The organism is uncultured Vagococcus sp., assembly GCF_963518325.1.
GTDB lineage: Bacteria > Bacillota > Bacilli > Lactobacillales > Vagococcaceae > Vagococcus_D.
On record NZ_CAUQJB010000010.1, the window covers coordinates 64,205 to 89,680 of the forward strand.

Genomic DNA, 25,476 nt, shown 5'->3' on the forward strand with positions numbered 1-25,476 from the left:
GGCACGTTTGTGTTAAAAAGAGAAGTCAATAATAATCAGAAAGAAGGCATTAGATGTTTAAACGAGTGCATTTAGTCGTATTAGATTCAGTTGGAATTGGTGAAGCGCCAGATGCGGAAAAATTTGGCGATGTGGGCAGTCACACCTTAGGTCATATTGCGGAAAAAGCAGGCTTAACTGTGCCTCATATGGAAGAGTTGGGATTGGGAACAATCGAACCACTTAAGGGCGTTAAAGCCATCGAAAATCACCAAGGCTATGCTACGAAACTGGAAGAAATCTCAGTGGGCAAAGACACAATGACCGGTCACTGGGAAATCATGGGCTTAAACATTGAAACGCCCTTTAGAGTCTTTCCTGAAGGATTCCCAAAAGAACTGTTAGATAAAATTTCTGAGTTTTCTGGTCGCGGTATTGTCTGTAATCTACCATACAGTGGCACACAAGTACTAGATGATTACGGCGACCATCAAATGAAAACAGGCGATTTAATCGTCTACACCTCGGCGGATCCGGTCTTACAGATTGCTGCTCATGAAGAGGTTATTCCTTTAGAGGAGTTGTATCGTATTTGCCAGTACGTTCGTGATATTACCAAAGAGGATCCGTATATGATCGGTCGCATTATTGCCCGCCCTTATCTCGGTGAGCCAGGTAACTTTAAACGCACGGCAAACCGTCATGATTACGCCCTGGATCCATTTGGCCATACAGTACTTGATTCACTAAAAGAAGCTGGCAAAGACGTGATTGCTGTTGGGAAAATTAACGACATCTTTAACGGCCAAGGCATCACTGAATTTGTACGAACGGCTTCTAATATGGACGGAGTTGACAAGCTAATCGAAGTTATGAAACAAGACTTTACTGGCTTAAGCTTTACTAATCTGGTTGATTTTGATGCCCTATTTGGTCACCGACGTGATGTAGTGGGCTACGGGCAGGCTATTGATGAGTTTGATTCCCGCTTACCGGAAATTTACGAAGCTATGGCAGAAGATGATCTGTTGCTAATCACGGCTGATCACGGAAACGATCCAACCTTCCCAGGAACAGATCATACTCGTGAATACGTGCCTTTATTAGCTTACAGTAAAAAAATGACAGGACACGGCCACTTACCACAAGGGTTTTATGCGGATATTTCAGCAACGATTGCGGAAAACTTCGGTGTCCCTGCTACAGAAAACGGCAACAGCTTTTTAGCTGATTTAAAATAGAACAGGAGCTTTAAACAAATGACAAAAACCCTAAGTGAACAATTGACAGAAACAGCAACGTATATTCAAAGTAAAGGCGTGAAAGAAGTTGAGTTTGGTTTAATCCTAGGTTCAGGATTAGGCGAACTAGGGGATGAGATTGACAATCCAATCGTCATTCCTTATGAAGAAATTCCTAACTTCCCAGTGTCGACAGTAGTTGGCCACGCGGGACAACTGGTTTATGGTGACTTATCAGGTAAAAAAGTGTTGGCGATGCAAGGTCGTTTCCACTTTTATGAAGGCAATACCATGCAAGTGGTGACCTTCCCTGTGCGAGTGATGAAAGCCTTAGGCGCGCATTCAATGATTGTAACCAATGCAGCAGGTGGGGTTAATACCTCATTTACACCTGGTAATTTAATGCTGATTACGGATCAAATCAACTTTACCGGAACTAATCCGTTAATTGGTGAAAATGATGAAAATTTAGGGCCACGTTTCCCAGATATGTCCGAACCTTATGACAAAGAATACGGTAAAATCACCCGCCAAGTGGCTGATCAATTAAAAATCACCCTTCAACAAGGTGTTTACATGGGCTATACAGGCCCAACCTATGAAACACCAGCTGAAATCCGCATGTCACGTGCCATGGGAGCCGATGCTGTAGGCATGTCAACTGTTCCAGAAGTGATTGTGGCTCGTCACATGAGTATGCGTGTGTTAGGGATTACTTGTGTAACGAACCTAGCAGCTGGGATGCAAGCTAATCTTAATCATGCAGAAGTGGTGGAAACAACGGAACGAGTCAAAGCAGATTTCAAATCATTGATTAAAGAAACACTAAAAAATATTTAAGGTAAGGTGTAAGAATGAGCGTCCACATTGGAGCAAAAAAAGGCGAAATTGCCGATAAAATTTTATTACCAGGGGATCCTTTGAGAGCAAAGTATATTGCGGAGACCTTCTTGGAAGAACCAAAGCTATATAATGAAGTTCGTGGCATGTTAGGGTACACCGGCACCTATAAAGGCGTCCCAGTTTCGGTTCAAGGAACAGGGATGGGCATGCCTTCAGCGGCAATTTATGCCACGGAACTGATTCGTGAGTACGATGTTAAAAAATTGATTCGCGTGGGAACATGCGGCTCAATACAAAAAGACGTTCATGTTCGTGACCTAGTGATTGCTCAGGCAGCTGCAACGTCATCTAATATCATTCGCAACGACTTTCCAAAACATGATTTCCCGCAAATCGCTGATTTTGATCTGTTGTTAAAATCTTACGGATTAGCTAAAGAAAAAGGCTTTAATATTCACGTGGGAAATGTCTTGTCAGATGATGTTTTTTATAAAGATAGCATGGATGAAGTGTTTCGTTTAGGTGAGCATGGGGTTTTAGGGATTGAGATGGAGGCGGCTGTCTTGTATTACTTGGCGGCTAAATATCACGTCCAGGCCTTGGCGATTATGACTGTTAGCGATCATATCTTAACCGGTGAAGAAACAACCTCTGAGGAACGTCAAAAAACCTTTGACGAGATGATGATTGTCGCCTTAGATACAATTATTCAAGAGTAACAGGCAAGACTATTCATCCACAAAAGATGTGGATGAATAGTCTTTTTTGGTTTTTTGCGTTATCCTAGTAGTGTGAAAGAACGATTGGATTAACTACTACAGCTAGGAATGACTGAGGGGTTAATCTTTCAAAAAATGAAAGGCAGGTTTTCTTAGAATGAACAATTTTAATTTTCATGTACCAACGTCGATTTTATTTGGTGAAGGACAGGTTAGTCATCTGCCAGCCGCACTTGAAACATATGGCCAGCGGGTTCTTCTGGTGTACGGTGGTGGCAGCATTAAGAAAAACGGTGTGTATCAAAAAGTAATGGACTTACTAACTGGTAACTTTACGGTAACGGAATTAGCGGGTGTTGAGCCAAATCCTCGTTTGGAAACAGTGGTTAAAGGGGCTGAAATTTGCCGACAAGAGAATATTGATGTTATTTTAGCTGTTGGCGGTGGCTCGACAATTGACTGTGCCAAAGCGATTGCGGCTGCCCGCTATTATGACGGCAATCCATGGGACTTTACTCAAAACCGTGGCTTAGTGGGAGAAGCCTTACCTTTAGTGACGATTTTAACCATGTCTGCTACGGGTTCAGAGATGAACGGTGGTGCTGTTATTACTAATTTAGCCACCAATGAAAAACTAGGATTAGGTGGACCGAGTCTATTGCCTAAGGTGTCCATTTTAGATCCGACCTATACCTACTCAGTTCCAGCTGTTCAAACGGCAGCAGGATCAGCAGATATTTTCAGCCATCTGATTGAAAATTATTTTAGCCGCAACACCTCCGCTAGCGTTCAAGACCGGATTGCAGAAGGTATTATGAAAACAGTGGTCAAGTACACACCAGTTGCCTTAGAGACACCAACTGACTATGAAGCGCGAGCTAATCTAATGTGGTCCAGTTCGCTGGCGTTAAACGGCTTAACAGGCAAAGGGAAAGAAGGGACCTGGTCTTGTCATGCGATTGAGCATGAGCTAAGTGCTTTTTACGATATTACCCACGGTATTGGCTTAGCGATTGTGACACCACGCTGGATGACTCATGTTTTAAATGAGCAAACAGTAGGCCAATTTGTTGAATTTGCGGTCAATGTATTTGGCGTCTCTCGAGACGGTGAGCCTTTTGATATCGCTCATCAAGGAATCAAAGCCCTTTACGATACTTTTGCCAGCTGGGGCATTCCAATGACCTTGCCAGAAGTTGGAATTGATGACAGTAAACTGAGATTGATGGCGGAAAAAGCAGTGGAACACAGCACCATAGCAGAAGCAGCCTTTGTGCCTCTTACCGCAGCTGATGTGGAAGCTATTTTAAAAGATTGTTTCTAAAATAAAAAGCGTGAAAAACCAAAAATGGTTTTTCACGCTTTTTTAAGCGCTTATAGATAATAGTTATTAGCGACACTTAGGTCGTCATTTAATTCATAGACCAGCGGTTGACCCGTAGGAATCTCCAAGGCCATAATATCATCATCGGAAATTTTTTCAATATGTTTAGCCAATGCTCTCAGGGAATTGCCGTGAGCAGCTACCAGCACAGTTTGACCAGTGATTAAGGCCGGAGCAATGTGATCATCCCAATAAGGAATCGCCCGTTCAAGCGTTACTTTTAAGTTTTCGCCACCGGGAATAACACGCTTATCTAAATGGCTATAGCGGCGATCATTAACGGCTGATTTAGGGTCGCTAGCTTCCAACAAAGGCGGCAGGGTATCGTAGGAACGACGCCATAATTGGACTTGATCTGCTCCGTATTTATCAGCTGTTTCTTGCTTATTAAGACCTTGAAGCGCCCCGTAGTGACGTTCATTTAAACGCCAGGATTTATATTCAGGCACCCAAATCTGGTCGGACTCTTCCAGTACGTAATGACAGGTTTTAATCGCTCGTTTTAAGACCGAAGTGAAAGCCACATCAAATTGAATATCAGCTTCTTTGATTTTTTTGCCAGCATTCTTGGCTTCTTCGATGCCTTTTTCACTTAAATCCACATCTTCCCACCCAGTAAATAAATTAAGGGCATTCCACTCACTTAGTCCGTGGCGGACAAATACTAATTTTGGCATTGTAGCAACTCCTTTTATCATTAATGTCGATGAGATTGATTACTTATTCCATTGTATCCCTAATTAAAAAAACATGCCACTGATAGCTATGAGTTAGACTGGTTAAGGCCATAGATAGTCCGATCAAACAGAAAAAAACACCACGATTAATCGTGGTGTCTGAGTGAATAATAATAGATGGCGCTAACCATGACGGCCCCACCGACAATGTTGCCAAAGTAGACAGGAATAACATTTTGAATAAATTGCAGCCAAGTGGCGCCTCCTTCAAAAATAGCGGCTGGAATGATAAACATATTCGCCACACTATGTTGAAAGCCGATGGCCACAAAGGTCATCACAGGGAACCAGATGGCGAGGATTTTTCCGGCACCGTCTTTGGCGCCGTAACAGAGCCATAAAGCCAGACCAACAAACCAGTTACAGCCGATACCAGAGACAAAAGCCTGTAAGGGCGTTGCGGCAATCTTGGCTTGAGCCACAGAGATGGTTTCTTCCAAATAAACACCGGTACTGGTAAGACCTACGATGTGACCAAAAAAATAAGCGACAAATAGGGCTCCAACAAAATTAGCTAAGGTAATCGTTAACCAGTTAAGCCACATCTCTTTAGCGGTGACTTTTTTATCTAGCCAAGCACTGGCTACGGCCATCATATTGCCGGTGATCAGTTCGCCACCACCTAGTAAAATAACGATTAGCCCAATCGGGAAGACACAAGCCCCAATAAAACTAGCAAAACTGCCCCATTCATGGGCGACGGATGAGATGACTCTTACATAAGCTAGGTACCCGAGGGAAATCATCGCGCCCCCAACAAAACCAAGAATTAACTTAGCTTGTAGCGGTTTAGCAACTTTTTTTGCTCCCATTTGAATACTAATATCTAGAATTTCTTCAGGTGAACGCATAACACAACTCCTCGTATTTCTTTGTGATTTTTTTCTCTTTTAATAACTTTATTATAGTACAGTGTTTCAAGGAATAAAAGAGCAAGAGAAAAAAGACTGGAAATTTCCAGTCTCTTACCTAATAATTATTTAATGTTTTACTTGAATGGTTTCAGGGCCGTTCTCACGACCGACAATGACAGTAGTCACAACATCTAGGAAAAGCCCATGTTCAACGACGCCAGCTAAGTTACTTAACCATGGTCCCAGTTCTTTTGGTGAATCGATCCGATCAAGCTGCAGGTCGATGATGTAATTAGCACTGTCTGTTTTGAGAAGGTCGCCATTTGCCTCTCGACGTAAAGTGGGGGACATCCCTTTAGCTGCAAATAAATTTAAAAGTTGAGTCGAACCATAAGGAATGACTTCAACAGGTAGAGGGAATTTCCCTAGTTTATCAACCAGTTTAGACTCATCAACAATCCAAATGTTTTTCTTAGAGTAGCTTGCCACAATTTTCTCAAATAATAAAGCGGCGCCACCTCCTTTTATGCCTTGGAAATCAGCGCTAATTTCATCAGCTCCATCAATCGTCACGTCAACATGGGTGACGTCATCAATGCTTTTTAAGGGAATGCCTAAAGCCAGAGCTTGGGTCTCCGTTGCTTTTGAGGTTGTGACCCCGATAATATCCAAGCCTTCCTCCTTAACGCGACGACCGATTTCCTCCACCATATAATAAGCAGTAGAGCCTGTTCCTAAACCTACGACCATTCCAGATGTAACATGTGTGGCGGCCTCGATGCCAACCATTTGTTTTAAGTTCATAGTAACCTCCAAGTTAGTTGATATGGTTTATTTAATCAGCACTCTAGAAAGACAGCTGCTCATCAAACAACGCCATATGTGTGTGGTGAGAAACATACCGATAAAGTTAAGATACAATCTTCTACTATAGTATACCCTTATTCTACTGATAGTTGCGAGAAAAGGAAAGCCTGTTTTGCTGGAAGCGACCAATTAAAGTGAAGTTGAAAAAAAGTGGCAATAAGAGTTGACAGTTACTAAGATAATGTGTTAAGATTTTTAAGGTGCTTAAAGTACAGTTTATTGCAACGTTCTGACTGTCTGAAAAGCATTTCTAACGATGATTGCAAGTTAACTTGCATTATTTTTATCGTGAAAAATGAACCACCTGGATGTGTGGTACTAGAAAGCCAAGTAGGGAAGGAGGAAACAAAGAATGCCAACGATTAATCAATTAATCCGTAAATCTCGTCAATCAAAAGTGACTAAATCTGGTTCACCTGCATTAGGTAAAGGATTCAACAGTTTGAAAAAATCTTTTACAGACACTAATGCTCCTCAAAAACGTGGAGTGTGTACTCGTGTAGGAACAATGACACCTAAAAAACCTAACTCAGCGTTACGTAAGTACGCTCGTGTACGTTTGTCAAACAATTTAGAGGTAACAGCTTATATCCCTGGTATCGGCCATAACTTACAAGAACATAGTGTTGTTCTTATTCGTGGAGGACGTGTTAAAGATTTACCAGGAGTACGTTACCATATTGTTCGTGGAGCGCTTGATACAGCCGGTGTTACCGACCGTAAACAAAGCCGTTCTAAATATGGTGCTAAACGCCCTAAAGCTGCGAAAGCGTAAGGTTTGTCACATTAACTATAAACAATTAAAACAACTAAAAAAATTATATTCGGAAGGAGGAATTTTGAATGCCTCGTAAAGGTCCTGTAACAAAACGTGAAGTTTTACCAGATCCGATTTTTCATTCAAAAGACGTAACTCGTTTAATCAACCGTATCATGGTTGATGGTAAGCGTGGTACAGCTGCCAGCATTATTTATAATGCCTTTGAAATTATTAAAGAATCTACAGGTAATGACCCATTGGAAGTATTTATGCAAGCAATGGATAACGTTAAACCTGTTTTAGAAGTTAAAGCTCGCCGTGTTGGTGGTTCTAACTATCAAGTTCCTGTTGAAGTACGCCCAGAGCGTCAAATTACTTTAGGTTTACGTTGGATTGCCAACTATGCTCGTCTACGCGGAGAACATACAATGGAACAACGCCTTGCTAAAGAAATTATGGATGCTGCTAACAATACTGGTGCTTCAGTTAAGAAACGTGAAGACACACATAAAATGGCTGATGCCAACAGAGCGTTTGCTCATTACCGTTGGTAAAATCCTCTCTGTCTTTCAATTAGCGTGTCGCTCAATTGATTGTCAGATAGCTTTGCTTTAAACGAAACATTTATCATATGAGAGGAGATAAAAGAATGCCTAGAGAATTTACCCTAGATAAAACTCGTAACATCGGGATCATGGCTCATATTGATGCTGGTAAAACAACAACAACAGAGCGTATCCTTTATTATACTGGTAAAATTCACAAAATTGGAGAAACTCATGATGGAGCTTCTCAAATGGACTGGATGGAACAAGAGCAAGAACGTGGTATCACTATTACGTCTGCTGCAACAACGGCATCTTGGAAAGGTCACCGCGTTAACATTATCGATACACCTGGTCACGTGGATTTCACTGTTGAAGTTGAACGTTCGCTACGTGTATTAGATGGTGCGGTTACCGTTTTAGATGCTCAATCAGGTGTTGAGCCTCAAACTGAAACTGTATGGCGTCAAGCGACAACATATGGTGTTCCCCGTATTGTTTTCATTAACAAAATGGATAAAATTGGTGCAGATTTCTTGTACTCAACTGGAACATTACATGATCGTTTACAAGCTAACGCTCACCCAGTTCAATTGCCGATTGGTGCTGAAGATACTTTCACTGGAATTATCGACTTAATTACAATGAAAGCTGAAATCTACACAAACGACGAAGGAACTGATATTCGTGAGGAAGAAATTCCAGAAGAATACCGTGAGTTAGCTGAAGAATGGCGTGAAAAATTAGTAGAAGCTGTTGCTGAAACTGATGAAATCTTAACTGAAAAATACTTAGAGGGCGAAGAAATCTCTAACGAAGAGTTGAACGCGGCTATCCGTCGTGCAACACTTGCTGTTGAGTTCTACCCAGTATTCTGTGGTTCTGCTTTCAAAAATAAAGGAGTTCAACTAATGCTTGATGGGGTTATCTCATACCTACCATCACCAACAGAAGTTCCTCCTATTACAGGTATCGATCCAGATACTGAAGAAGAAGTGGTTCGTGAGTCTTCTGACGATGCACCATTTTCTGCTTTAGCCTTTAAAGTAATGACTGACCCATTCGTAGGTCGTCTAACTTTCTTCCGTGTTTACTCAGGTATTTTACAATCTGGTTCATACGTGAAGAACTCTTCTAAAGGTAAACGCGAACGTGTTGGTCGTATCTTACAGATGCATGCCAACTCTCGTGAAGAAATTTCTGAAGTGTACGCTGGGGACATCGCTGCTGCCGTTGGATTGAAAGATACAACAACAGGCGACACTCTATGTGACGAAAAGAATCAAGTTATTCTTGAGTCTATGGAATTCCCAGAACCCGTTATCGAAGTTGCGATTGAGCCAAAATCAAAAGCTGACCAAGATAAAATGGGAACTGCCTTACAAAAATTATCAGAAGAAGATCCAACTTTCCATGCATCAACTAACCCTGAAACAGGTGAAACAATCATCGCTGGTATGGGAGAACTTCATTTAGACGTTCTTGTAGACCGTATGCGTCGTGAGTTTAAAGTTGAAGCCAACGTTGGTGCGCCACAAGTTTCATACCGTGAAACATTCCGTGCGCCAGTTACTGTTGCCGAAGGTAAGTTTGTTCGTCAGTCTGGTGGTAAAGGTCAGTTTGGACACGTTTGGATTGAATTTACACCTAATGAAGAAGGTGGCGGTTTCGCCTTTGAAAATGCAATTGTCGGTGGGGTTGTTCCTCGTGAATACATTCCTGCAGTTGAAGCTGGTTTAAGAGCCTCAATGGACAATGGTGTACTTGCTGGATACCCATTAGTGGATATCAAAGCAAAACTATTTGACGGATCTTACCATGATGTTGACTCGAATGAGACAGCCTTCCGTGTTGCCGCTTCTATGGCATTACGTGCTGCTTCTAAGAAAGCTCAACCAGCTATTTTAGAGCCAATCATGGCAATTGAAGTGATTGTTCCAGAAGATTACTTAGGTGATATCATGGGACACGTAACGGCTCGTCGTGGCCGCGTTGAAGGAATGGAAGCTCGTGGGAACTCTCAAGTAGTTCGTGCAATGGTTCCACTTGCTGAAATGTTTGGTTATGCGACAACCTTACGTTCTGCGACTCAAGGTCGTGGTATCTTCACAATGACATTTGATCATTACGAAGATGTACCGAAATCAATTCAAGAAGAAATCATCAAGAAAAACGGTGGTTCTGCAGACTAGTAGTTTATACTGTCTTTTCTGCTAGGAATCATGTAAAATGACTGTGAAGATGGTGGCTCTGAGCGATCGCTTACGACCATCTCGAAAATAAAACTAAAAAACATTTAGGAGGATTTATTTAAAATGGGTAAAGAAAAATTTGACCGTTCTAAACCACACGTTAACGTTGGTACTATTGGACACGTTGACCATGGTAAAACAACTTTGTCAGCTGCTATTGCAACTGTATTATCTAAAAAAGGCTTCGGTGAAGCTCAAAACTACGCGGACATCGATAACGCGCCAGAAGAAAAAGAACGTGGTATCACAATCTCTACTTCTCATATCGAATATGAAACAGCTAACCGTCACTACGCTCACGTAGATTGCCCGGGCCATGCGGATTACGTTAAAAACATGATCACTGGTGCTGCACAAATGGATGGAGCTATCTTAGTAGTATCTGCTGCTGATGGTCCAATGCCACAAACTCGCGAGCACATTCTTTTGTCTCGTAACGTTGGTGTTCCATACATCGTTGTATTCTTAAACAAAATGGATATGGTTGATGATGAAGAATTATTAGAACTAGTTGAAATGGAAGTTCGCGATCTATTAAGCGACTACGATTTCCCTGGTGACGATACTCCAATCATCGCTGGTTCAGCTCTTAAAGCCCTAGAAGGCGAAGAAATGTACGAAGAAAAAATCATGGAATTGATGGAAGCTGTGGATACTTATATCCCAACTCCTGAACGTGACCATGACAAACCATTCATGATGCCAGTTGAGGATGTATTCTCTATTACTGGACGTGGTACTGTTGCAACAGGCCGTGTTGAACGTGGAACTATCAAAGTCGGTGATGAAATCGAAGTTGTTGGTATCAAAGAAGACACAAGCAAAACAACAGTTACTGGTGTTGAAATGTTCCGTAAATTATTAGATTACGCTGAAGCTGGCGATAACATTGGTGCGTTACTTCGTGGGGTTGCTCGTGAAGATATCGAACGTGGCCAAGTATTAGCTGCTCCAGGAACAATCACGCCTCATACTAACTTCACAGCTGAAGTTTACGTATTAAGCAAAGAAGAAGGCGGACGTCACACTCCTTTCTTCGGTAACTACCGTCCTCAGTTCTACTTCCGTACAACTGACGTAACTGGTGTTATCAACTTACCAGAAGGCACTGAAATGGTAATGCCTGGTGATAACGTTGCAATCGACGTTGAACTAATCCACCCAATCGCGATCGAAGCGGGAACTCGTTTCTCTATTCGTGAAGGCGGACGTACTGTTGGTTCAGGCGTTGTTTCTGAAATCACTAAATAATTCTAACGAATGTTTAAAAGCTGGGAGCCTGCTCCTGGCTTTTTTTCTCTGCAATAAACAGGCCAGTTTTATAACAATTAAATAACGAATTTATCAAATAAACCCCTAGGAAATACAGTTTAATCAACCTTTATTAAAAGACAAAAAAATCACAATATTCCGGATTTATTCAGAAAAATGTTGAGTTACAGCCAATCTTCATGTAAACTGAGATGTGGAGCAATAATTTCAGAAAAAGTGAGGGAACATTGTGCGAGGAGTAAATAAATATATCGTTGTTCTTCTGTCGGCAATTTTTGCTATGGGGGCAATTGTCATTGGGATGAAATATTCGTCTTCTAAAATTCCTAAAGATACAACAGCAACCAGCAGTGTCGCGGAAAAACCAACTAGTTTATCTGTTAATGATTTATTTTTGGATCAAAACCACGTGTTTTTAGGGGAAGACATCACGGATTCGTATATTGATAAAGTTAAAGAAACAATGGATCAAGGGAATCAAGAGGACTTAGGGCTCTTAAACAGTGCCATTCAAAAATGGAACATTCAAAAAGCGCTAAACCAGCTATTCACAACACCAGCCCTTGTTGGGAGTCGGGTGACGGATAATCCAACTATGGCAGAAGGCGTCACAGAAGCTGATAAACAACAAGTCATCGCCAGTGTTGCCAGCAGCGGTCTAACCGATGAGTTTGCCACAACCGTGAAAAACATCTTAGGTACTACAAGTTCATCAGGTTCCGTTGAAACAGGTGGCAGCGCCGTTGCTAAAGAACGTTTAAGCCTTTTGGTAATTGACGGAGCAGTCACATCAGACTTTACCTTGGAAAGTTACAACAATGCCCGGGATGCTATCGCAGCATTGCCAATGGGTGAAGAGCGCACAGAACTAGCAGCACAGTTAAAGCTAGTTGAAAATGCCATGGATCAAATGGGTGTCCAGTATACCCCCTTACCGGCTTATTAATCACTCTTTCTTCTATAGTATAGAGAAGAAAAAGCCAATAAAAGCTCATTAGGAAAATTAATTTGAAAAGACTATGAAAAAAGCTTGCTTTCAAGCTTTTTTTTTTGTATACTATTAGAGGTGCTGTCTCTATAAGTGAAATAGTACGAGTGGGGGCTAAGTAGAACCCCTGCGGCTGAGAAACGAGAGGTTGTGACACGCCCCGGAGCGTTGCCATGAGGGTCGTGTTTGATATTTTCGTGGAGCTATGTCTACTTTTTAAAATAGGCGAAGGAGGGAACAAGATGGCAAAACAAAAAATTCGTATCCGTTTAAAAGCGTACGAACACCGTATTTTAGATCAATCAGCGGAGAAAATCGTTGAAACAGCAAAGAGAACTGGAGCTAGTGTATCAGGTCCAATTCCATTGCCAACAGATCGCTCAGTGTACACGGTAATCCGTGCAACACACAAATACAAAGATTCGCGCGAACAATTCGAAATGCGAACTCACAAACGTCTGATTGACATTGTGAATCCAACACCAAAAACAGTTGACGCTTTAATGAAGCTAGACTTACCAAGTGGTGTCAATATCGAAATCAAGTTATAAAAAATTAAGAGGATGGAGGTGTACTCATGACCAAAGGAATCTTAGGTAAAAAAGTAGGAATGACACAGATTTTCACGGACAATGGTGAGTTAATCCCAGTAACAGTTATCGAAGCTACGCCGAACGTTGTATTACAAGTTAAAACAATGGAAACGGATGGTTACGAATCAATTCAATTGGGTTACCAAGACAAACGTGAGATTTTGGCGAACAAACCTGCGAAAGGTCATGTTGCAAAAGCTAACACGACTCCTAAGCGCTTCATTAAAGAGTTTAAGGATGTTGTGCTAGGAGATTATGAAGTAGGACAAGAAGTTAAGGTGGATACTTTCCAAGCAGGAGACATCATTAACGTTACAGGAATTACGAAGGGTAAAGGTTATCAAGGCGTTATCAAACGTCATGGTCAATCTCGCGGACCGATGTCACATGGTTCTCGTTACCACCGTCGTCCTGGGTCAATGGGTCCAGTCGATCCGAATAGAGTATTTAAGAACAAAAAATTAGCTGGTCAAATGGGTGGCGATCGCGTGACGATTCAAAATCTTGAAGTAGTCCGTGTCGACCTTGAGAAAAATGTTATCTTAATTAAAGGTAATGTACCAGGTTCTAAGAAATCATTAGTTCAAATCAAGTCAGCTAAAGTGACTAAATAATCGTTTAAGAAGGGAGGAACTAAGGAATGCCAACTGTAGCATTATTTAAACAAGATGGTACGAAAACAGGCGAAGTTGAATTAAACGACGCAATTTTCGGTATCGAACCAAACGAAAGTGTTGTCTTTGATGCAATTATCATGCAACGTGCGTCATTAAGACAAGGAACACATGCGGTTAAGAACCGTAGCGCTGTCCGAGGCGGTGGCCGTAAACCTTGGCGTCAAAAAGGAACAGGTCGTGCCCGTCAAGGCTCAATCCGTTCACCACAATGGCGTGGCGGTGGCGTAGTCTTCGGACCAACACCACGTTCATACAGCTACAAACTTCCTAAAAAAGTTCGTCGTTTAGCAATCAAATCTGTCTTATCAGAAAAAGTTGCAGAAAATAATTTGGTTGTTGTCGATGCATTGAGTTTTGATGCACCAAAAACTAAAGACTTTAAAGAAGTTTTAAGCAAATTAGATGTAACGACTAAAGTATTAGTCGTGTTAGAAAATGGAAATGATTTTGCAGCTTTATCAGCTCGCAACTTGCCTAATGTCTCTGTGATTGAAGCAGACCATGTAAGTGTGCTTGATGTAGTAAGTAACACTAAAATGTTAATTACACAAGCTGCTCTTACTCAAGTAGAGGAGGTGTTTGCATAATGAGTTTACTAGACATCATCAAACGCCCAGTAATTACTGAAGCGTCAATGTTGGCCATGGACGAGAAGAAATACACGTTCGACGTACAACTTGGTGCTAACAAAACTTTGGTGAAACAAGCTGTTGAAGCGGCTTTTGACGGCGTTAAAGTCAAAAACGTCAACATCATGAACGTTAAACCAAAACTTAAGCGCATGGGTAAATATGCCGGATATACAAGAAAACGTCGTAAAGCAATCGTGACGTTAACGCAAGATTCTAAAGAAATCCAATTGTTTGACGCTGAGTAAATCCAGCACTGAACACTAATATTTTTAAGTAGGAGGGAACACAGACGTGGCAATTAAAAAGTATAAACCAACCACGAACGGACGTCGTAATATGACAGGTTCTGATTTCGCTGAAATCACAACTTCTACACCGGAAAAAACGTTACTAGAGCCATCTAAAAATAATGCTGGACGTAACAATAACGGTCGTATCACGGTTCGTCATCAAGGTGGCGGTCATAAACGTCAATACCGCGTAATTGACTTTAAACGTAACAAAGACAACGTTGAAGCTGTTGTAAAAACAATTGAGTATGATCCGAACAGATCTGCGAATATTGCGTTATTACACTACACAGACGGTGTTAAAACATACATCCTAGCTCCTAAAGGACTAGAAGTTGGAATGAGACTTGTTTCTGGCGAAGAAGTGGATATCAAAATTGGTAATGCATTACCGTTATCAAATATCCCAGTCGGTACAGTCGTTCATAACATCGAAATGAAACCTGGTAAAGGTGGACAATTAATCCGTTCTGCTGGAACAAAAGCACAAGTGCTTGGTAAAGAAGGCAAATACGTATTGGTTCGCTTGAACTCAGGCGAAGTTCGTATGATTCTTGCTACTTGCCGTGCAACAATCGGTTTAGTTGGTAACGAACAACACGAATTAATCAACATCGGTAAAGCCGGACGTAGCCGTTGGATGCGTAAACGCCCAACTGTCCGTGGTTCTGTAATGAACCCGAACGATCACCCACACGGTGGTGGTGAAGGTAAAGCGCCAATCGGTAAACCATCTCCAGTTACACCTTGGGGTAAACCGACACTTGGTTACAAAACTCGTAGCAAACGCGCTAAGTCAGATAAATTTATTGTACGTCGTCGCAAGACTAAATAACAGTATGTCAAAAATGTTTGGCATACCGAAGACAATAAAGCACTCATGGCCATCTAGCCATACAATTTGAGAGGAGGTTCACCATGGGTCGTAGTTTGAAGAAAGGACCTTTTGTTGATGACCATCTATTTAAAAAAGTAGAGGCTCAAAAGGATCTTGAAAAGAAAAAAGTAATCAAAACTTGGTCACGTCGCTCAACAATTTTCCCTACATTCGTAGGTTACACAATTGCTGTATATGATGGACGCAAGCACGTACCTGTCTATATTCAAGAAGACATGGTAGGACACAAATTAGGTGAATTTGCACCAACTAGAACATATCGTGGACACACTGCCGACGATAAAAAAACAAAACGCTAATTATTGAGGGGAGGAATTGCAAATGTCAGAACAAATTACTTCAGCAAGAGCAACTGCAAACACAGTTCGTACTTCACCTCGTAAAACGCGTCTAGTTATTGATTTAGTTAGAGGGAAAAGCGTAGCGGAAGCTATTTCGATTTTGAAATTTACGCCAAATAAGGCGGCTGGAATCATCGAGAAAGTCTTGATGTCAGCTGTTGCAAATGCAGAAAACAACTATGATTTAGATGTTGAAAATTTGGTCGTATCTGAAGCATTTGTTAACGAAGGACCAACGATGAAACGTTTCCGTCCTCGTGCGAAAGGCTCAGCATCACCAATCAACAAACGTACAAGTCATATTACAGTAGTAGTAACAGAGAAGTAAGAAGGAGGGACAATCAGTGGGTCAAAAAATACATCCAATTGGGTTACGTGTAGGCATTATCCGCGACTGGGAAGCTAAATGGTATGCTGAAAAAGAGTATGCTGAATACTTACACGAAGATTTAAAAATTCGTAAGTTCATCTCTTCAAGACTTGCCGATGCTGCTGTGTCAACTGTTGAGATCGAACGCGCGGCAAAACGCGTGAACGTTTCACTTCACACAGCTAAACCAGGAATGGTTATTGGTAAAGGCGGATCTGAAGTTGAGAACTTGAGAAAGTCACTAGTTAAATTAACTGGTAAAAAACCAAATGAAATTCACATCAACATCGTGGAAATCAAAAAACCAGATTTAGATGCTAAATTAGTAGCAGAAGGAATTGCACGCCAACTTGAAAGTCGTGTAGCATTCCGTCGTGCTCAAAAACAAGCAATTCAACGTACGATGAGATCAGGCGCTCAAGGAATTAAAACGCAAGTCTCTGGACGTTTGAACGGAGCGGACATTGCTCGTTCTGAAGGTTATTCAGAAGGAACTGTGCCACTTCATACATTGCGTGCCGATATCGACTACGCATGGGAAGAAGCAGATACAACATACGGAAAACTAGGAGTTAAAGTGTGGATCTATCGCGGAGAAATTCTTCCAGGTAAAAAAAACACTGAGAAAGGAGGGAAATAATCATGTTAGTACCTAAACGTGTGAAATACCGTCGCGAATTTAGAGGTAAAATGCGTGGTGAAGCTAAAGGTGGTAAAGAAGTATCATTTGGTGAGTACGGTTTACAAGCTGTTGAATCAAAATGGATCACTAACCGCCAGATTGAAGCTGCTCGTATCGCAATGACTCGTTATATGAAACGTGGCGGTAAAGTTTGGATTAAAATTTTCCCTCATAAATCTTATACATCAAAAGCCATCGGCGTTCGTATGGGTAAAGGTAAAGGAGCTCCTGAAGGATGGGTTGCACCAGTAAAACGTGGTAAGATCATGTTTGAAATCGCAGGCGTCTCTGAAGAAGTTGCTCGTGAAGCATTAAGACTTGCTTCTCACAAATTACCTGTTAAAACAAAGATTGTAAAACGTGAGGAAATGGGTGGTGAATCGAATGAAGGTTAAAGACATCAAAGCGTTAACCACTGCTGAACTTATTGAAAAAGAGAAGGAATACAAAGAAGAATTATTCAACTTACGATTCCAACTAGCTACAGGTCAATTAGAAAACACTGCGCGCATTCCAGAAGTGCGTAAATCGATTGCACGCATTAAAACAGTGTTGCGTGAACAAACAAAGTAACATTGGAAGGAGGCCATTAAGCGAATGACTCAAGAATTAGAAAGAAATCAACGTAAAGTTTACCAAGGACGTGTACTTTCAGACAAGATGGATAAAACTATCGTCGTTGTTGTTGAAACTCGTAATGCCCATAAGAAATACGGTAAACGTGTAAAGTATTCTAAAAAATACTACGCGCATGATGAAAACAATGTTGCCAAAATTGGAGACATCGTTAAAATTATGGAAACTCGTCCATTATCCGCTACAAAACGTTTCCGTTTATTAGAGGTCGTTGAAGAAGCAGTAATTATCTAAGCGAGATTTTCCTATATAGATTGAAGCTTAAAATCTGAAAGGAGGATACTATAGTGATCCAAACAGAGAGTCGTTTAAGAGTAGCCGATAACTCAGGTGCTCGTGAAGTACTAACTATTAAAGTGTTAGGCGGATCTGGACGTAAAACAGCCAATATTGGTGATGTTATCGTATGTACGGTTAAACAAGCAACGCCAGGTGGAGTTGTTAAAAAAGGTGAAATCGTCAAAGCCGTAATCGTTAGAACAAAAACTGGAGCTCGTCGTGCAGACGGTTCTTATATTAAATTCGATGAAAATGCATGTGTGATTATCCGTGACGACAAGAGTCCTCGTGGAACACGTATTTTCGGACCAGTCGCTCGTGAATTACGTGATAGCAATTTCATGAAAATCATTTCACTAGCACCAGAAGTCTTATAATCAATTCTTGTCAAAAGGAGGTGCGAAACAATATGTTTGTTAAAAAAGGCGATAAAGTTAAAATTATCACTGGAAAAGACAAAAACAAAGAAGGCGTAGTTTTAACTGCGTTCCCAAAAGCTGATCGTGTCATCGTTGAAGGTGCTAACATGATCAAAAAGCATCAAAAACCTAGTGCTGGCGCTCCCCAAGGAGGCATCGTCGAAACAGAAGCATCTATTCATGTCTCTAACGTGATGGTCATTGACCCATCAAACGGAGAACCAACAAGAGTAGGTTATAAAGAAGTTGACGGTAAAAAAGTGCGTGTTTCTAAAAAAACAGGTGAAGTATTAGATAAGTAGTAAAGAACGGAAGGAGGGACCGACAGAATGAACCGCCTGAAAGAAAAATATACGAAAGAAATTACTCCAGCGTTAATGGAGAAATTCAATTACACATCAATCATGCAAACACCAAAAGTTGATAAGATCGTTATTAACATGGGTGTAGGTGAAGCAACAACAAATGCTAAAAACTTAGACAAAGCCGTTGAGGAATTAACGTTGATCTCAGGTCAAAAACCGATCATCACAAAAGCTAGAAAATCTATCGCTGGTTTCCGTCTACGTGAAGGTATGCCAATTGGCTGTAAAGTAACTTTACGTGGCGAAAGAATGTACGAATTCTTAGACAAACTAGTATCAGTTTCTCTACCTCGAGTACGTGACTTCCATGGTGTCAGCAACAAATCATTCGATGGTCGTGGTAACTTTACTTTAGGGGTAAAAGAGCAATTGATCTTCCCAGAAGTAGACTACGATTTAGTTGATAAAGTACGTGGTATGGATATCGTCATCGTTACAACTGCTAACACAGACGAAGAATCCCGTGAATTATTAACACAACTTGGAATGCCATTCCAAAAATAATAAAAGGAGGCGAACTACTTGGCTAAAAAATCAATGATTGCTAAAAACAAACGTCCTGCTAAATTCTCAACACAAGAGTACACACGTTGTGAACGTTGTGGTCGTCCACATTCAGTTTATCGTAAATTTAAACTTTGCCGTATTTGCTTCCGCGAACTTGCCTATAAAGGACAAATTCCCGGCGTGAAGAAAGCTAGCTGGTAACAAAAAACCCGCATAAAGGAGGTAAATAGTTCAATGGTCATGACAGATCCAATCGCAGACTTCCTAACTCGCGTACGTAACGCGAACATGGTTAAACATGATATGTTAGAAGTACCTGCTTCAAAAATTAAACATGATATCGCTGAAATCTTGAAACGTGAAGGTTTCATTCGTGATGTTGAATATATTGAAGATGACAAACAAGGCATCATTCGTGTGTTCTTGAAATATGGTCGTAATGAAGAGCGTGTAATCACGAACTTAAAACGTATTTCTAAACCAGGCCTACGTGCTTACGTTAAAGCTGATGACGTTCCTAAAGTCTTAAACGGACTAGGAATTGCTATCATCTCAACTTCTGAAGGTGTTATCACTGATAAAGAAGCAAGAGAACGTAACATCGGTGGCGAAGTTATCGCATACGTGTGGTAATCGAAACTAACTAGAAGGAGGTGTCTTGAGTGAGCCGTATTGGTAATAAAGTAGTCGTAATTCCTGAAGGTGTGACTGTCACACAAAATGGAAACGACGTAACAGTTAAAGGACCTAAAGGTGAATTAACTCGTACTTTCGTTGACGTTATTACAATGAATATCGAAGGTAATGAAGTGACATTTACACGTCCAAATGACAATAAAGAAAATCGCGCACTGCATGGAACGATGCGTGCCAACTTTAATAACATGGTTGTTGGTGTAAGCGAAGGATTTGAAAAAGTTCTTGAACTTATCGGGGTTGGGTACCGTGCACAATTACAAGGATCAAAACTTGTACTTGCTGTTGGGTATTCTCATCCAGTCGAATTTGAAGCGCCAGCTGGCGTAACAATCGAAGTACCAGCAAACACAAAAGTTATCGTTAAGGGTGCTAACAAAGAACACGTTGGCGAATTAGCAGCTAACATTCGCGGAGTACGTCCTCCAGAGCCATATAAAGGCAAAGGAATTCGCTATGAAGGCGAACACGTACGTCGTAAAGAAGGTAAAACTGGTAAATAGTAACCTTAGAATAGTGAGTGAAAGATTGTTTAACAATCTTTCAGGCCTTATTCATAACGTTAACAGTTACCAAGCTACGTCATGTAGCTAAAAAGTCTGCCTAGCAGCAAACCAAATATAAAAGAGGTGACAATTGTGATTACAAAACCAGATAAAAACAAAACACGCCAAAAGAGACACGGTCGTGTACGCGCAAAAATCTCTGGTACTGCAGAGTGCCCACGCTTGAACGTGTTTCGTTCTAACAAAAACATCTACGCTCAATTAATTGACGACGTAGCGGGTGTGACGCTAGCAAGTGCCTCTACCTTAGATAAAGAAATTTCAGGTGGAACAAAAACCGAAACAGCAGTTGCCGTTGGCGCATTAATCGCTAAAAACGGAACAGCTAAAGGTATCAAAGAAGTAGTTTTTGACCGTGGTGGTTATCTTTACCATGGCCGTGTTGCAGCACTAGCTGAAGCAGCACGCGAAAACGGACTAGAATTTTAGGAGAAGGAGGAACACCATTCATGGTTTATATTGATCCAAAAGGTTTGGAATTAGAAGACCGCGTTGTTGCGATTAACCGTGTTACAAAAGTTGTAAAAGGTGGACGTCGTCTACGTTTTGCCGCGATTGTTGTGGTTGGCGATAGAAATGGTCATGTTGGATTTGGAACTGGTAAAGCACAAGAAGTACCAGAAGCAATCCGCAAAGCAATTGAAGATGCTAAGAAAAACTTAATCGAAGTGCCGATGGTTGGTTCGACAATCCCTCACGAAGTATTGGGTGTCTACAGTGGTGGACGTACTCTGATGAAACCTGCATTAGCCGGTTCTGGAGTAGCCGCTGGTGGTCCAGTTCGTGCCGTATTGGAATTAGCTGGTGTCGCTGATATTACAAGTAAATCTTTGGGTTCTAATACACCAATCAACGTGATTCGCGCAACAGTTGAAGGCTTATCTCGCCTAAAACGTGTTGAAGAAGTAGCTGAATTACGCGGAAAAACTGTAGAAGAAATCACAGGATAAGGAGGACAAACATAATGGCTGAATTAAAAGTAACATTAAGAAAAAGTCTTATCGGACGTCCTCAAAACCAAAAAGATACAGTGAAAGCTTTAGGCTTAGGTAAGATCAACAGTTCTGTTGTGAAAACTGATAATGTTGCCATCAAAGGCATGATTAACACTGTCTCACATTTAGTGGACGTTGAAGAAGTTTAGTTTTAAAAAGGAATCAGAATTACTAAAAGAGGAGGTGCCAAGTAAATGAAACTTCATGAGTTACAACCTTCAGAAGGTTCAAGACACGTACGCAATCGCGTTGGTCGCGGAACTTCATCTGGTAATGGTAAAACAGCTGGCCGTGGCCAAAAAGGACAAAAATCTCGTTCAGGTGGTGGCGTACGCTTAGGCTTTGAAGGTGGACAAACTCCACTATTCATGCGCTTACCAAAACGTGGATTTACAAATATCAACCGCAAGGAATACGCAGTCGTAAACCTTGAAGTCCTTAATAAATTTGAGGATGGTACAGAAGTAACACCAGCCTTGCTTGTTGAATCTGGAATTATCAAAGATGAAAAAGCGGGAATCAAAGTGTTAGCTAACGGTGAATTGACGAAAAAATTATCAGTGAAAGCTGCTAAATTTTCTAAATCAGCACAAACAGCTATCGAAAACGCTGGTGGTTCAATCGAGGTGATTTAATGTTTAAACTATTGAAAGATGGATTTAAGGTTAAGGATATCCGCAATAAAATATTCTTTACATTATTTATCTTGCTAGCTTTCCGCGTTGGAGCGCATATTACGGTTCCCGGCGTTGATGCTAGAGCATTAGCTCAACTAAGCGATAATCCATTGTTTAACATGTTGAATACCGTTAGTGGTAGTGCCATGGAAAACTTCTCATTGTTCGCAATGGGTGTTTCCCCATATATTACCTCATCAATCGTCATTCAATTGTTGCAAATGGATATTGTGCCAAAGTTCGTTGAATGGTCGAAACAAGGTGAAGTTGGTCGTCGTAAGCTAAATCAAGCCACTCGTTACTTGACGTTAATCTTAGGATTTGTTCAGTCAATGGCGATTACCGCAGGATTTAACCGATTTGCAGGATCAGGATTTGATTTTGTTAAAAAGGCAGACGCCTCAACGTTTATCACAATCGGCATTATTTTAACAGCCGGTACAATGTTCGTGACGTGGATGGGTGAACAAATCAGCGAAAAAGGAATTGGTAATGGGGTCTCAATGATTATCTTTGCGGGGATTATTTCTCGTTTACCTAGTGGTATTAAAGAAATCATCGAAGATCGTTTTATCAACATTGATCCGAGTGACCTTTGGAAGTCTGTCGTGTTTGTCGTGATTTTATTGATCGCAATTCTAGCAATTGTGACCTTTATTACCTACTTCAACCAAGCAGAAAGAAAAATTACGATTCAATATACGAAGCGAGTTGCCGGAGCACCACAAAGTAGTTATTTACCCTTAAAAGTAAATGCTGCTGGGGTTATTCCAGTTATCTTTGCCAGTTCATTGATATCAACACCGAATGCCTTTATGCAGATGTTTGCGACAACCAAAGCAGATGCAACATGGTTTAAAGTACTATCTCAACTCTTTGACTATTCCACTCTTCCAGGGGGAATATTCTATACGGTGCTAATCGTTGCCTTTACATTCTTTTATGCGTTTGTCCAAGTTAATCCTGAAAAAGTTGCGGAAAACTTGCAAAAGCAAGGCAGCTATATCCCAAGTGTTCGTCCGGGTAAAGGAACAGAAGATTATATCTCTGCTCTCTTATTACGTTTGAGCGTAGCTGGATCTATCTTCCTAGCTTTAGTCGCAATTTTACCAATCATCGCACAAAACATCTGGAACCTACCTTCATCAATCGGTTTAGGTGGTACAAGTTTGTTGATCGCGATAGGGGTAGCTTTAGAAACCACAAAACAATTAGAAGGTCTAATGATGAAACGCCAGTATACCGGCTTTATTGTTAAGTAAGACGCAGGTGTTGAGGATTTTCCTCAGCACTAGCTCGAACTTTACTGATCTATAGGAGGAATAAAGATGAATCTCATAATAATGGGGCTACCTGGAGCAGGTAAAGGGACTCAAGCAGAACGCATCATTGATGCCTACGGTATTCCACATATTTCCACTGGAGATATGTTCCGTGATGCCATGAAGAACGAAACTGCCTTAGGTCTTGAAGCAAAATCCTATATTGATAAGGGAGCACTTGTTCCTGATGATGTCACAAATGGTATCGTGAAAGATCGTTTAGCAGAAGCCGACACAGCGTCAGGTTTTCTCTTAGATGGTTTCCCACGTACGATTGAACAAACACAAGCATTAGAAGAAATTCTAACAAGCTTGGGCAAAAAAATTGATGCCGTAATTAATATACATGTAGAAGAAGACGTTTTGATTGAACGTCTAGCTGGTCGTTTTATTTGCCGGACATGTGGGGCAACCTATCATAAGGTCAATAATCAACCAAAAGTGGAAGGCACATGTGATCGTTGTGGCGGACATGAGTTCTACCAACGTGAAGATGATAAACCTGAAACGGTTAAAAATCGCTTAGCTGTCAACATTGAGGGCAGTGCACCGATTCTAGACTTTTATGAAAAAGCCAATCTTTTACACACAATCGATGGAAATCGCCAAATTGATACTGTCTTTACTGATGTTAAGAAGATCATTGACAGTATTTAGAGAATCTAAGCCAAAAGTAGCCGTTATTCTTGTGGATTTGTTTTTGCCTTGGCAATCAAGAGGTTGTGTGATAAATTAACTCAACGAACTTTATATTATGAGAATAATATGCTATAATCAGTAAGTTGAGGTGTTTTTTGGTGGTGTCAGGTCGACCCGCCGATTTTTTATCGTGTGAAAATGCGAAACAAGTATAAGGAGGTACTATGTATGGCGAAAGAAGATGTGATTGAAATTGAAGGTACAGTCGTCGAAACTTTGCCGAATGCAATGTTTAAAGTCGAACTTGAGAACGGACATGAGATTTTAGCGCACGTTTCTGGAAAAATCAGAATGCACTATATTCGTATCCTTCCAGGAGATAAAGTGACTGTTGAATTGTCACCGTATGATTTAACAAGAGGTCGCATTACTTATCGCTTTAAATAATTGTACTCCGTAAAATTCAAGGAGGTATAATCATGAAAGTAAGACCATCAGTAAAACCAATTTGCGAAAAATGTAAAGTAATTCGTCGTAAGGGACGCGTTATGGTTATTTGCGAAAATCCAAAACATAAACAACGTCAAGGATAATTAGGAGGTGTAGCATAAATGGCTCGTATTGCAGGAGTAGATATCCCTCGTGACAAGCGTGTAGTAATCTCATTAACATATATTTATGGAATGGGCAAAACAACTGCACAAAAAGTCTTAGCGAATGCTGGAGTATCTGAGGAAATTCGTGTACGTGAATTAACGAATGATCAATTAGATAAAATCCGTGCAGAAGTGGATAAATTAAAAGTTGAAGGCGATCTTCGTCGTGAAACAAACTTAAACATCAAACGTTTGATGGAAATCGGTTCATACCGTGGAATTCGTCATCGTCGTGGTTTACCAACTCGTGGTCAAAACACGAAAAACAATGCGCGTACGCGTAAGGGTCCAGCCCGCGCAATCGCAGGTAAGAAAAAATAATTTTAATTAAAGTGAAGGAGGTTAGAACTTCATGGTAGCAAAGAAAGTTAGCAGAAAACGCCGTGTGAAAAAGAATATTGAGACTGGTATTGCACATATCCACTCAACATTTAATAATACAATTATCATGATTACAGATGTTCATGGCAATGCTATTGCTTGGTCATCTGCCGGAGCGTTAGGCTTTAAAGGCTCTAAAAAATCAACGCCTTTTGCGGCTCAAATGGCAGCAGAAGCAGCAACTAAAGTTGCGATGGAACACGGTTTAAAAACTGTTGATGTAACAGTAAAAGGCCCTGGTTCAGGTCGTGAAGCAGCAATTCGTTCATTACAAGCAACAGGATTAGAAGTGTCAGCAATTCGTGACGTCACTCCAGTTCCGCATAATGGATGCCGCCCTCCAAAACGCCGTCGTGTTTAATGAGCGTCTTTCATTTTGAGTGTGAACTTAAGAACGTCATTGAGCAAGACACT

The 25,476-nt window shown here is 41.0% G+C and carries 39 protein-coding genes; 36 read left to right on the forward strand and 3 right to left on the reverse strand.

Features of this window, described 5'->3' with window-relative positions; all coding sequences use genetic code 11:
* Positions 1-53 precede the first annotated feature (53 nt).
* The 4 genes from deoB to RWN13_RS10315 all read left to right on the forward strand — a co-directional run bounded on the left by deoB (position 54) and on the right by RWN13_RS10315 (position 4,106).
* Complete coding sequence (gene deoB / locus RWN13_RS10300; protein WP_314063035.1) at positions 54-1,220, forward strand: phosphopentomutase; 1,167 nt, start codon at positions 54-56, stop codon at positions 1,218-1,220.
* An 18-nt stretch (positions 1,221-1,238) separates the two neighbouring features.
* The gene (locus tag RWN13_RS10305; protein ID WP_314063037.1) at positions 1,239-2,060 is read left to right on the forward strand and encodes a purine-nucleoside phosphorylase; all 822 of its coding nucleotides are present in this window, start codon (positions 1,239-1,241) and stop codon (positions 2,058-2,060) included.
* A gap of 14 nt (positions 2,061-2,074) precedes the next feature.
* Complete coding sequence (gene deoD, locus RWN13_RS10310) at positions 2,075-2,782, forward strand: purine-nucleoside phosphorylase (protein WP_314063039.1); 708 nt, start codon at positions 2,075-2,077, stop codon at positions 2,780-2,782.
* A 157-nt stretch (positions 2,783-2,939) separates the two neighbouring features.
* Positions 2,940-4,106 carry an iron-containing alcohol dehydrogenase gene (locus tag RWN13_RS10315; protein WP_314063041.1) on the forward strand — a complete coding sequence of 389 codons (1,167 nt, stop codon included), beginning with the start codon at positions 2,940-2,942 and terminating at the stop codon, positions 4,104-4,106.
* Between the two features lie 50 nt (positions 4,107-4,156).
* On the opposite strand, the gene gpmA is transcribed toward RWN13_RS10315, so the two are convergent.
* From gpmA to rpiA, 3 genes are all read right to left on the reverse strand, one after another.
* Entirely contained in the window at positions 4,157-4,843 is a 687-nt protein-coding gene (gene gpmA / locus RWN13_RS10320; protein ID WP_314063045.1) for a 2,3-diphosphoglycerate-dependent phosphoglycerate mutase, read from the reverse strand.
* Between the two features lie 146 nt (positions 4,844-4,989).
* On the reverse strand, positions 4,990-5,754 hold the full coding sequence (locus RWN13_RS10325; RefSeq protein WP_314063047.1) for a formate/nitrite transporter family protein: 765 nt from the start codon (positions 5,752-5,754) through the stop codon (positions 4,990-4,992).
* A 129-nt stretch (positions 5,755-5,883) separates the two neighbouring features.
* Complete coding sequence (gene rpiA / locus RWN13_RS10330) at positions 5,884-6,561, reverse strand: ribose-5-phosphate isomerase RpiA (protein ID WP_314063049.1); 678 nt, start codon at positions 6,559-6,561, stop codon at positions 5,884-5,886.
* A gap of 415 nt (positions 6,562-6,976) precedes the next feature.
* Between rpiA and rpsL the strand changes: the two genes are divergently transcribed.
* The 32 genes from rpsL to rpsK all read left to right on the forward strand — a co-directional run bounded on the left by rpsL (position 6,977) and on the right by rpsK (position 25,423).
* Positions 6,977-7,399 carry a 30S ribosomal protein S12 gene (gene rpsL, locus RWN13_RS10335; protein ID WP_314063050.1) on the forward strand — a complete coding sequence of 141 codons (423 nt, stop codon included), beginning with the start codon at positions 6,977-6,979 and terminating at the stop codon, positions 7,397-7,399.
* Between the two features lie 68 nt (positions 7,400-7,467).
* Positions 7,468-7,938, forward strand: a complete 471-nt coding sequence (gene rpsG / locus RWN13_RS10340) for a 30S ribosomal protein S7 (RefSeq protein ID WP_209527096.1) — start codon at positions 7,468-7,470, stop codon at positions 7,936-7,938.
* A 95-nt stretch (positions 7,939-8,033) separates the two neighbouring features.
* Entirely contained in the window at positions 8,034-10,121 is a 2,088-nt protein-coding gene (gene fusA / locus RWN13_RS10345) for an elongation factor G (protein ID WP_314063052.1), read from the forward strand.
* A 123-nt stretch (positions 10,122-10,244) separates the two neighbouring features.
* Positions 10,245-11,432 carry an elongation factor Tu gene (gene tuf, locus RWN13_RS10350; RefSeq protein ID WP_314063054.1) on the forward strand — a complete coding sequence of 396 codons (1,188 nt, stop codon included), beginning with the start codon at positions 10,245-10,247 and terminating at the stop codon, positions 11,430-11,432.
* A gap of 250 nt (positions 11,433-11,682) precedes the next feature.
* A complete protein-coding gene (locus RWN13_RS10355; protein WP_314063056.1) occupies positions 11,683-12,399 on the forward strand; it encodes a hypothetical protein in 717 nt (238 codons plus the stop codon).
* Positions 12,400-12,683: 284 nt separating this feature from the next.
* A complete protein-coding gene (gene rpsJ / locus RWN13_RS10360) occupies positions 12,684-12,992 on the forward strand; it encodes a 30S ribosomal protein S10 (RefSeq protein WP_126779032.1) in 309 nt (102 codons plus the stop codon).
* A 26-nt stretch (positions 12,993-13,018) separates the two neighbouring features.
* Complete coding sequence (rplC, locus tag RWN13_RS10365; RefSeq protein WP_314063058.1) at positions 13,019-13,648, forward strand: 50S ribosomal protein L3; 630 nt, start codon at positions 13,019-13,021, stop codon at positions 13,646-13,648.
* A gap of 26 nt (positions 13,649-13,674) precedes the next feature.
* A complete protein-coding gene (gene rplD / locus RWN13_RS10370; RefSeq protein WP_314063061.1) occupies positions 13,675-14,298 on the forward strand; it encodes a 50S ribosomal protein L4 in 624 nt (207 codons plus the stop codon).
* A complete protein-coding gene (rplW, locus tag RWN13_RS10375; protein WP_209527085.1) occupies positions 14,298-14,588 on the forward strand; it encodes a 50S ribosomal protein L23 in 291 nt (96 codons plus the stop codon). The genes rplD and rplW overlap by 1 nt, the downstream gene beginning before the upstream one ends.
* 46 nt (positions 14,589-14,634) lie before the next feature.
* Positions 14,635-15,468, forward strand: a complete 834-nt coding sequence (rplB, locus tag RWN13_RS10380; protein WP_314063063.1) for a 50S ribosomal protein L2 — start codon at positions 14,635-14,637, stop codon at positions 15,466-15,468.
* Positions 15,469-15,551: 83 nt separating this feature from the next.
* Positions 15,552-15,830 (forward strand): 30S ribosomal protein S19, encoded by a 279-nt coding sequence (rpsS, locus tag RWN13_RS10385; RefSeq protein WP_126779042.1) that lies wholly within the window; start codon positions 15,552-15,554, stop codon positions 15,828-15,830.
* A gap of 22 nt (positions 15,831-15,852) precedes the next feature.
* Complete coding sequence (gene rplV, locus RWN13_RS10390; protein ID WP_314063065.1) at positions 15,853-16,200, forward strand: 50S ribosomal protein L22; 348 nt, start codon at positions 15,853-15,855, stop codon at positions 16,198-16,200.
* Between the two features lie 16 nt (positions 16,201-16,216).
* Positions 16,217-16,882 (forward strand): 30S ribosomal protein S3, encoded by a 666-nt coding sequence (gene rpsC, locus RWN13_RS10395; protein ID WP_209527080.1) that lies wholly within the window; start codon positions 16,217-16,219, stop codon positions 16,880-16,882.
* 2 nt (positions 16,883-16,884) lie between these two features.
* Positions 16,885-17,319, forward strand: a complete 435-nt coding sequence (gene rplP, locus RWN13_RS10400; protein ID WP_209527078.1) for a 50S ribosomal protein L16 — start codon at positions 16,885-16,887, stop codon at positions 17,317-17,319.
* Positions 17,309-17,497, forward strand: coding sequence for a 50S ribosomal protein L29 (gene rpmC / locus RWN13_RS10405; protein ID WP_209527076.1), 189 nt, complete (start codon positions 17,309-17,311; stop codon positions 17,495-17,497). Before rplP ends, rpmC begins: the two co-directional genes overlap by 11 nt.
* A gap of 24 nt (positions 17,498-17,521) precedes the next feature.
* Complete coding sequence (gene rpsQ, locus RWN13_RS10410; RefSeq protein WP_314063067.1) at positions 17,522-17,794, forward strand: 30S ribosomal protein S17; 273 nt, start codon at positions 17,522-17,524, stop codon at positions 17,792-17,794.
* A 53-nt stretch (positions 17,795-17,847) separates the two neighbouring features.
* On the forward strand, positions 17,848-18,216 hold the full coding sequence (gene rplN / locus RWN13_RS10415; protein WP_209527072.1) for a 50S ribosomal protein L14: 369 nt from the start codon (positions 17,848-17,850) through the stop codon (positions 18,214-18,216).
* Between the two features lie 32 nt (positions 18,217-18,248).
* On the forward strand, positions 18,249-18,560 hold the full coding sequence (gene rplX, locus RWN13_RS10420; RefSeq protein ID WP_209527070.1) for a 50S ribosomal protein L24: 312 nt from the start codon (positions 18,249-18,251) through the stop codon (positions 18,558-18,560).
* 27 nt (positions 18,561-18,587) lie between these two features.
* Positions 18,588-19,127 (forward strand): 50S ribosomal protein L5, encoded by a 540-nt coding sequence (gene rplE, locus RWN13_RS10425; protein WP_314063071.1) that lies wholly within the window; start codon positions 18,588-18,590, stop codon positions 19,125-19,127.
* 18 nt (positions 19,128-19,145) lie between these two features.
* Positions 19,146-19,331, forward strand: a complete 186-nt coding sequence (locus RWN13_RS10430) for a type Z 30S ribosomal protein S14 (protein ID WP_016184192.1) — start codon at positions 19,146-19,148, stop codon at positions 19,329-19,331.
* A 33-nt stretch (positions 19,332-19,364) separates the two neighbouring features.
* Positions 19,365-19,763: a 30S ribosomal protein S8 gene (gene rpsH, locus RWN13_RS10435; protein ID WP_209527066.1), complete on the forward strand. Its 399-nt coding sequence runs from the start codon at positions 19,365-19,367 to the stop codon at positions 19,761-19,763.
* A gap of 29 nt (positions 19,764-19,792) precedes the next feature.
* A complete protein-coding gene (gene rplF, locus RWN13_RS10440) occupies positions 19,793-20,329 on the forward strand; it encodes a 50S ribosomal protein L6 (protein ID WP_314063073.1) in 537 nt (178 codons plus the stop codon).
* 135 nt (positions 20,330-20,464) lie between these two features.
* The gene (gene rplR / locus RWN13_RS10445) at positions 20,465-20,821 is read left to right on the forward strand and encodes a 50S ribosomal protein L18 (protein ID WP_314063075.1); all 357 of its coding nucleotides are present in this window, start codon (positions 20,465-20,467) and stop codon (positions 20,819-20,821) included.
* Between the two features lie 20 nt (positions 20,822-20,841).
* Positions 20,842-21,342 carry a 30S ribosomal protein S5 gene (rpsE, locus tag RWN13_RS10450; protein WP_209527060.1) on the forward strand — a complete coding sequence of 167 codons (501 nt, stop codon included), beginning with the start codon at positions 20,842-20,844 and terminating at the stop codon, positions 21,340-21,342.
* Between the two features lie 14 nt (positions 21,343-21,356).
* Positions 21,357-21,536, forward strand: coding sequence for a 50S ribosomal protein L30 (rpmD, locus tag RWN13_RS10455; protein ID WP_314063077.1), 180 nt, complete (start codon positions 21,357-21,359; stop codon positions 21,534-21,536).
* Between the two features lie 45 nt (positions 21,537-21,581).
* Entirely contained in the window at positions 21,582-22,022 is a 441-nt protein-coding gene (gene rplO / locus RWN13_RS10460) for a 50S ribosomal protein L15 (RefSeq protein ID WP_314063080.1), read from the forward strand.
* Complete coding sequence (secY, locus tag RWN13_RS10465) at positions 22,022-23,326, forward strand: preprotein translocase subunit SecY (RefSeq protein ID WP_314063084.1); 1,305 nt, start codon at positions 22,022-22,024, stop codon at positions 23,324-23,326. The genes rplO and secY overlap by 1 nt, the downstream gene beginning before the upstream one ends.
* 66 nt (positions 23,327-23,392) lie before the next feature.
* The gene (locus tag RWN13_RS10470; protein WP_314063086.1) at positions 23,393-24,043 is read left to right on the forward strand and encodes an adenylate kinase; all 651 of its coding nucleotides are present in this window, start codon (positions 23,393-23,395) and stop codon (positions 24,041-24,043) included.
* A gap of 210 nt (positions 24,044-24,253) precedes the next feature.
* Positions 24,254-24,472, forward strand: coding sequence for a translation initiation factor IF-1 (infA, locus tag RWN13_RS10475; RefSeq protein ID WP_126779078.1), 219 nt, complete (start codon positions 24,254-24,256; stop codon positions 24,470-24,472).
* A 32-nt stretch (positions 24,473-24,504) separates the two neighbouring features.
* Positions 24,505-24,618, forward strand: a complete 114-nt coding sequence (rpmJ, locus tag RWN13_RS10480; RefSeq protein ID WP_009488082.1) for a 50S ribosomal protein L36 — start codon at positions 24,505-24,507, stop codon at positions 24,616-24,618.
* An 18-nt stretch (positions 24,619-24,636) separates the two neighbouring features.
* The gene (gene rpsM / locus RWN13_RS10485; RefSeq protein WP_314063088.1) at positions 24,637-25,002 is read left to right on the forward strand and encodes a 30S ribosomal protein S13; all 366 of its coding nucleotides are present in this window, start codon (positions 24,637-24,639) and stop codon (positions 25,000-25,002) included.
* Positions 25,003-25,033: 31 nt separating this feature from the next.
* Positions 25,034-25,423, forward strand: coding sequence for a 30S ribosomal protein S11 (gene rpsK / locus RWN13_RS10490; RefSeq protein ID WP_314063092.1), 390 nt, complete (start codon positions 25,034-25,036; stop codon positions 25,421-25,423).
* The last annotated feature ends 53 nt before the right edge of the window (positions 25,424-25,476 follow it).

What these genes read in the sequence shown, in the direction of transcription:
- deoB (WP_314063035.1), top strand. Translation starts at nt 54, where the DNA reads ATGTTTAAACGAGTGCATTTAGTCGTATTAGATTCAGTTGGAATTGGT.
- RWN13_RS10305 (WP_314063037.1), top strand. Translation starts at nt 1,239, where the DNA reads ATGACAAAAACCCTAAGTGAACAATTGACAGAAACAGCAACGTATATT.
- deoD (WP_314063039.1), top strand. Translation starts at nt 2,075, where the DNA reads ATGAGCGTCCACATTGGAGCAAAAAAAGGCGAAATTGCCGATAAAATT.
- RWN13_RS10315 (WP_314063041.1), top strand. Translation starts at nt 2,940, where the DNA reads ATGAACAATTTTAATTTTCATGTACCAACGTCGATTTTATTTGGTGAA.
- gpmA (WP_314063045.1), bottom strand. Translation starts at nt 4,843, where the DNA reads ATGCCAAAATTAGTATTTGTCCGCCACGGACTAAGTGAGTGGAATGCC.
- RWN13_RS10325 (WP_314063047.1), bottom strand. Translation starts at nt 5,754, where the DNA reads ATGCGTTCACCTGAAGAAATTCTAGATATTAGTATTCAAATGGGAGCA.
- rpiA (WP_314063049.1), bottom strand. Translation starts at nt 6,561, where the DNA reads ATGAACTTAAAACAAATGGTTGGCATCGAGGCCGCCACACATGTTACA.
- rpsL (WP_314063050.1), top strand. Translation starts at nt 6,977, where the DNA reads ATGCCAACGATTAATCAATTAATCCGTAAATCTCGTCAATCAAAAGTG.
- rpsG (WP_209527096.1), top strand. Translation starts at nt 7,468, where the DNA reads ATGCCTCGTAAAGGTCCTGTAACAAAACGTGAAGTTTTACCAGATCCG.
- fusA (WP_314063052.1), top strand. Translation starts at nt 8,034, where the DNA reads ATGCCTAGAGAATTTACCCTAGATAAAACTCGTAACATCGGGATCATG.
- tuf (WP_314063054.1), top strand. Translation starts at nt 10,245, where the DNA reads ATGGGTAAAGAAAAATTTGACCGTTCTAAACCACACGTTAACGTTGGT.
- rpsJ (WP_126779032.1), top strand. Translation starts at nt 12,684, where the DNA reads ATGGCAAAACAAAAAATTCGTATCCGTTTAAAAGCGTACGAACACCGT.
- rplC (WP_314063058.1), top strand. Translation starts at nt 13,019, where the DNA reads ATGACCAAAGGAATCTTAGGTAAAAAAGTAGGAATGACACAGATTTTC.
- rplD (WP_314063061.1), top strand. Translation starts at nt 13,675, where the DNA reads ATGCCAACTGTAGCATTATTTAAACAAGATGGTACGAAAACAGGCGAA.
- rplW (WP_209527085.1), top strand. Translation starts at nt 14,298, where the DNA reads ATGAGTTTACTAGACATCATCAAACGCCCAGTAATTACTGAAGCGTCA.
- rpsS (WP_126779042.1), top strand. Translation starts at nt 15,552, where the DNA reads ATGGGTCGTAGTTTGAAGAAAGGACCTTTTGTTGATGACCATCTATTT.
- rplV (WP_314063065.1), top strand. Translation starts at nt 15,853, where the DNA reads ATGTCAGAACAAATTACTTCAGCAAGAGCAACTGCAAACACAGTTCGT.
- rplP (WP_209527078.1), top strand. Translation starts at nt 16,885, where the DNA reads ATGTTAGTACCTAAACGTGTGAAATACCGTCGCGAATTTAGAGGTAAA.
- rpmC (WP_209527076.1), top strand. Translation starts at nt 17,309, where the DNA reads ATGAAGGTTAAAGACATCAAAGCGTTAACCACTGCTGAACTTATTGAA.
- rpsQ (WP_314063067.1), top strand. Translation starts at nt 17,522, where the DNA reads ATGACTCAAGAATTAGAAAGAAATCAACGTAAAGTTTACCAAGGACGT.
- rplX (WP_209527070.1), top strand. Translation starts at nt 18,249, where the DNA reads ATGTTTGTTAAAAAAGGCGATAAAGTTAAAATTATCACTGGAAAAGAC.
- rplE (WP_314063071.1), top strand. Translation starts at nt 18,588, where the DNA reads ATGAACCGCCTGAAAGAAAAATATACGAAAGAAATTACTCCAGCGTTA.
- rpsH (WP_209527066.1), top strand. Translation starts at nt 19,365, where the DNA reads ATGGTCATGACAGATCCAATCGCAGACTTCCTAACTCGCGTACGTAAC.
- rpsE (WP_209527060.1), top strand. Translation starts at nt 20,842, where the DNA reads ATGGTTTATATTGATCCAAAAGGTTTGGAATTAGAAGACCGCGTTGTT.
- rpmD (WP_314063077.1), top strand. Translation starts at nt 21,357, where the DNA reads ATGGCTGAATTAAAAGTAACATTAAGAAAAAGTCTTATCGGACGTCCT.
- rplO (WP_314063080.1), top strand. Translation starts at nt 21,582, where the DNA reads ATGAAACTTCATGAGTTACAACCTTCAGAAGGTTCAAGACACGTACGC.
- secY (WP_314063084.1), top strand. Translation starts at nt 22,022, where the DNA reads ATGTTTAAACTATTGAAAGATGGATTTAAGGTTAAGGATATCCGCAAT.
- RWN13_RS10470 (WP_314063086.1), top strand. Translation starts at nt 23,393, where the DNA reads ATGAATCTCATAATAATGGGGCTACCTGGAGCAGGTAAAGGGACTCAA.
- infA (WP_126779078.1), top strand. Translation starts at nt 24,254, where the DNA reads ATGGCGAAAGAAGATGTGATTGAAATTGAAGGTACAGTCGTCGAAACT.
- rpmJ (WP_009488082.1), top strand. Translation starts at nt 24,505, where the DNA reads ATGAAAGTAAGACCATCAGTAAAACCAATTTGCGAAAAATGTAAAGTA.
- rpsM (WP_314063088.1), top strand. Translation starts at nt 24,637, where the DNA reads ATGGCTCGTATTGCAGGAGTAGATATCCCTCGTGACAAGCGTGTAGTA.
- rpsK (WP_314063092.1), top strand. Translation starts at nt 25,034, where the DNA reads ATGGTAGCAAAGAAAGTTAGCAGAAAACGCCGTGTGAAAAAGAATATT.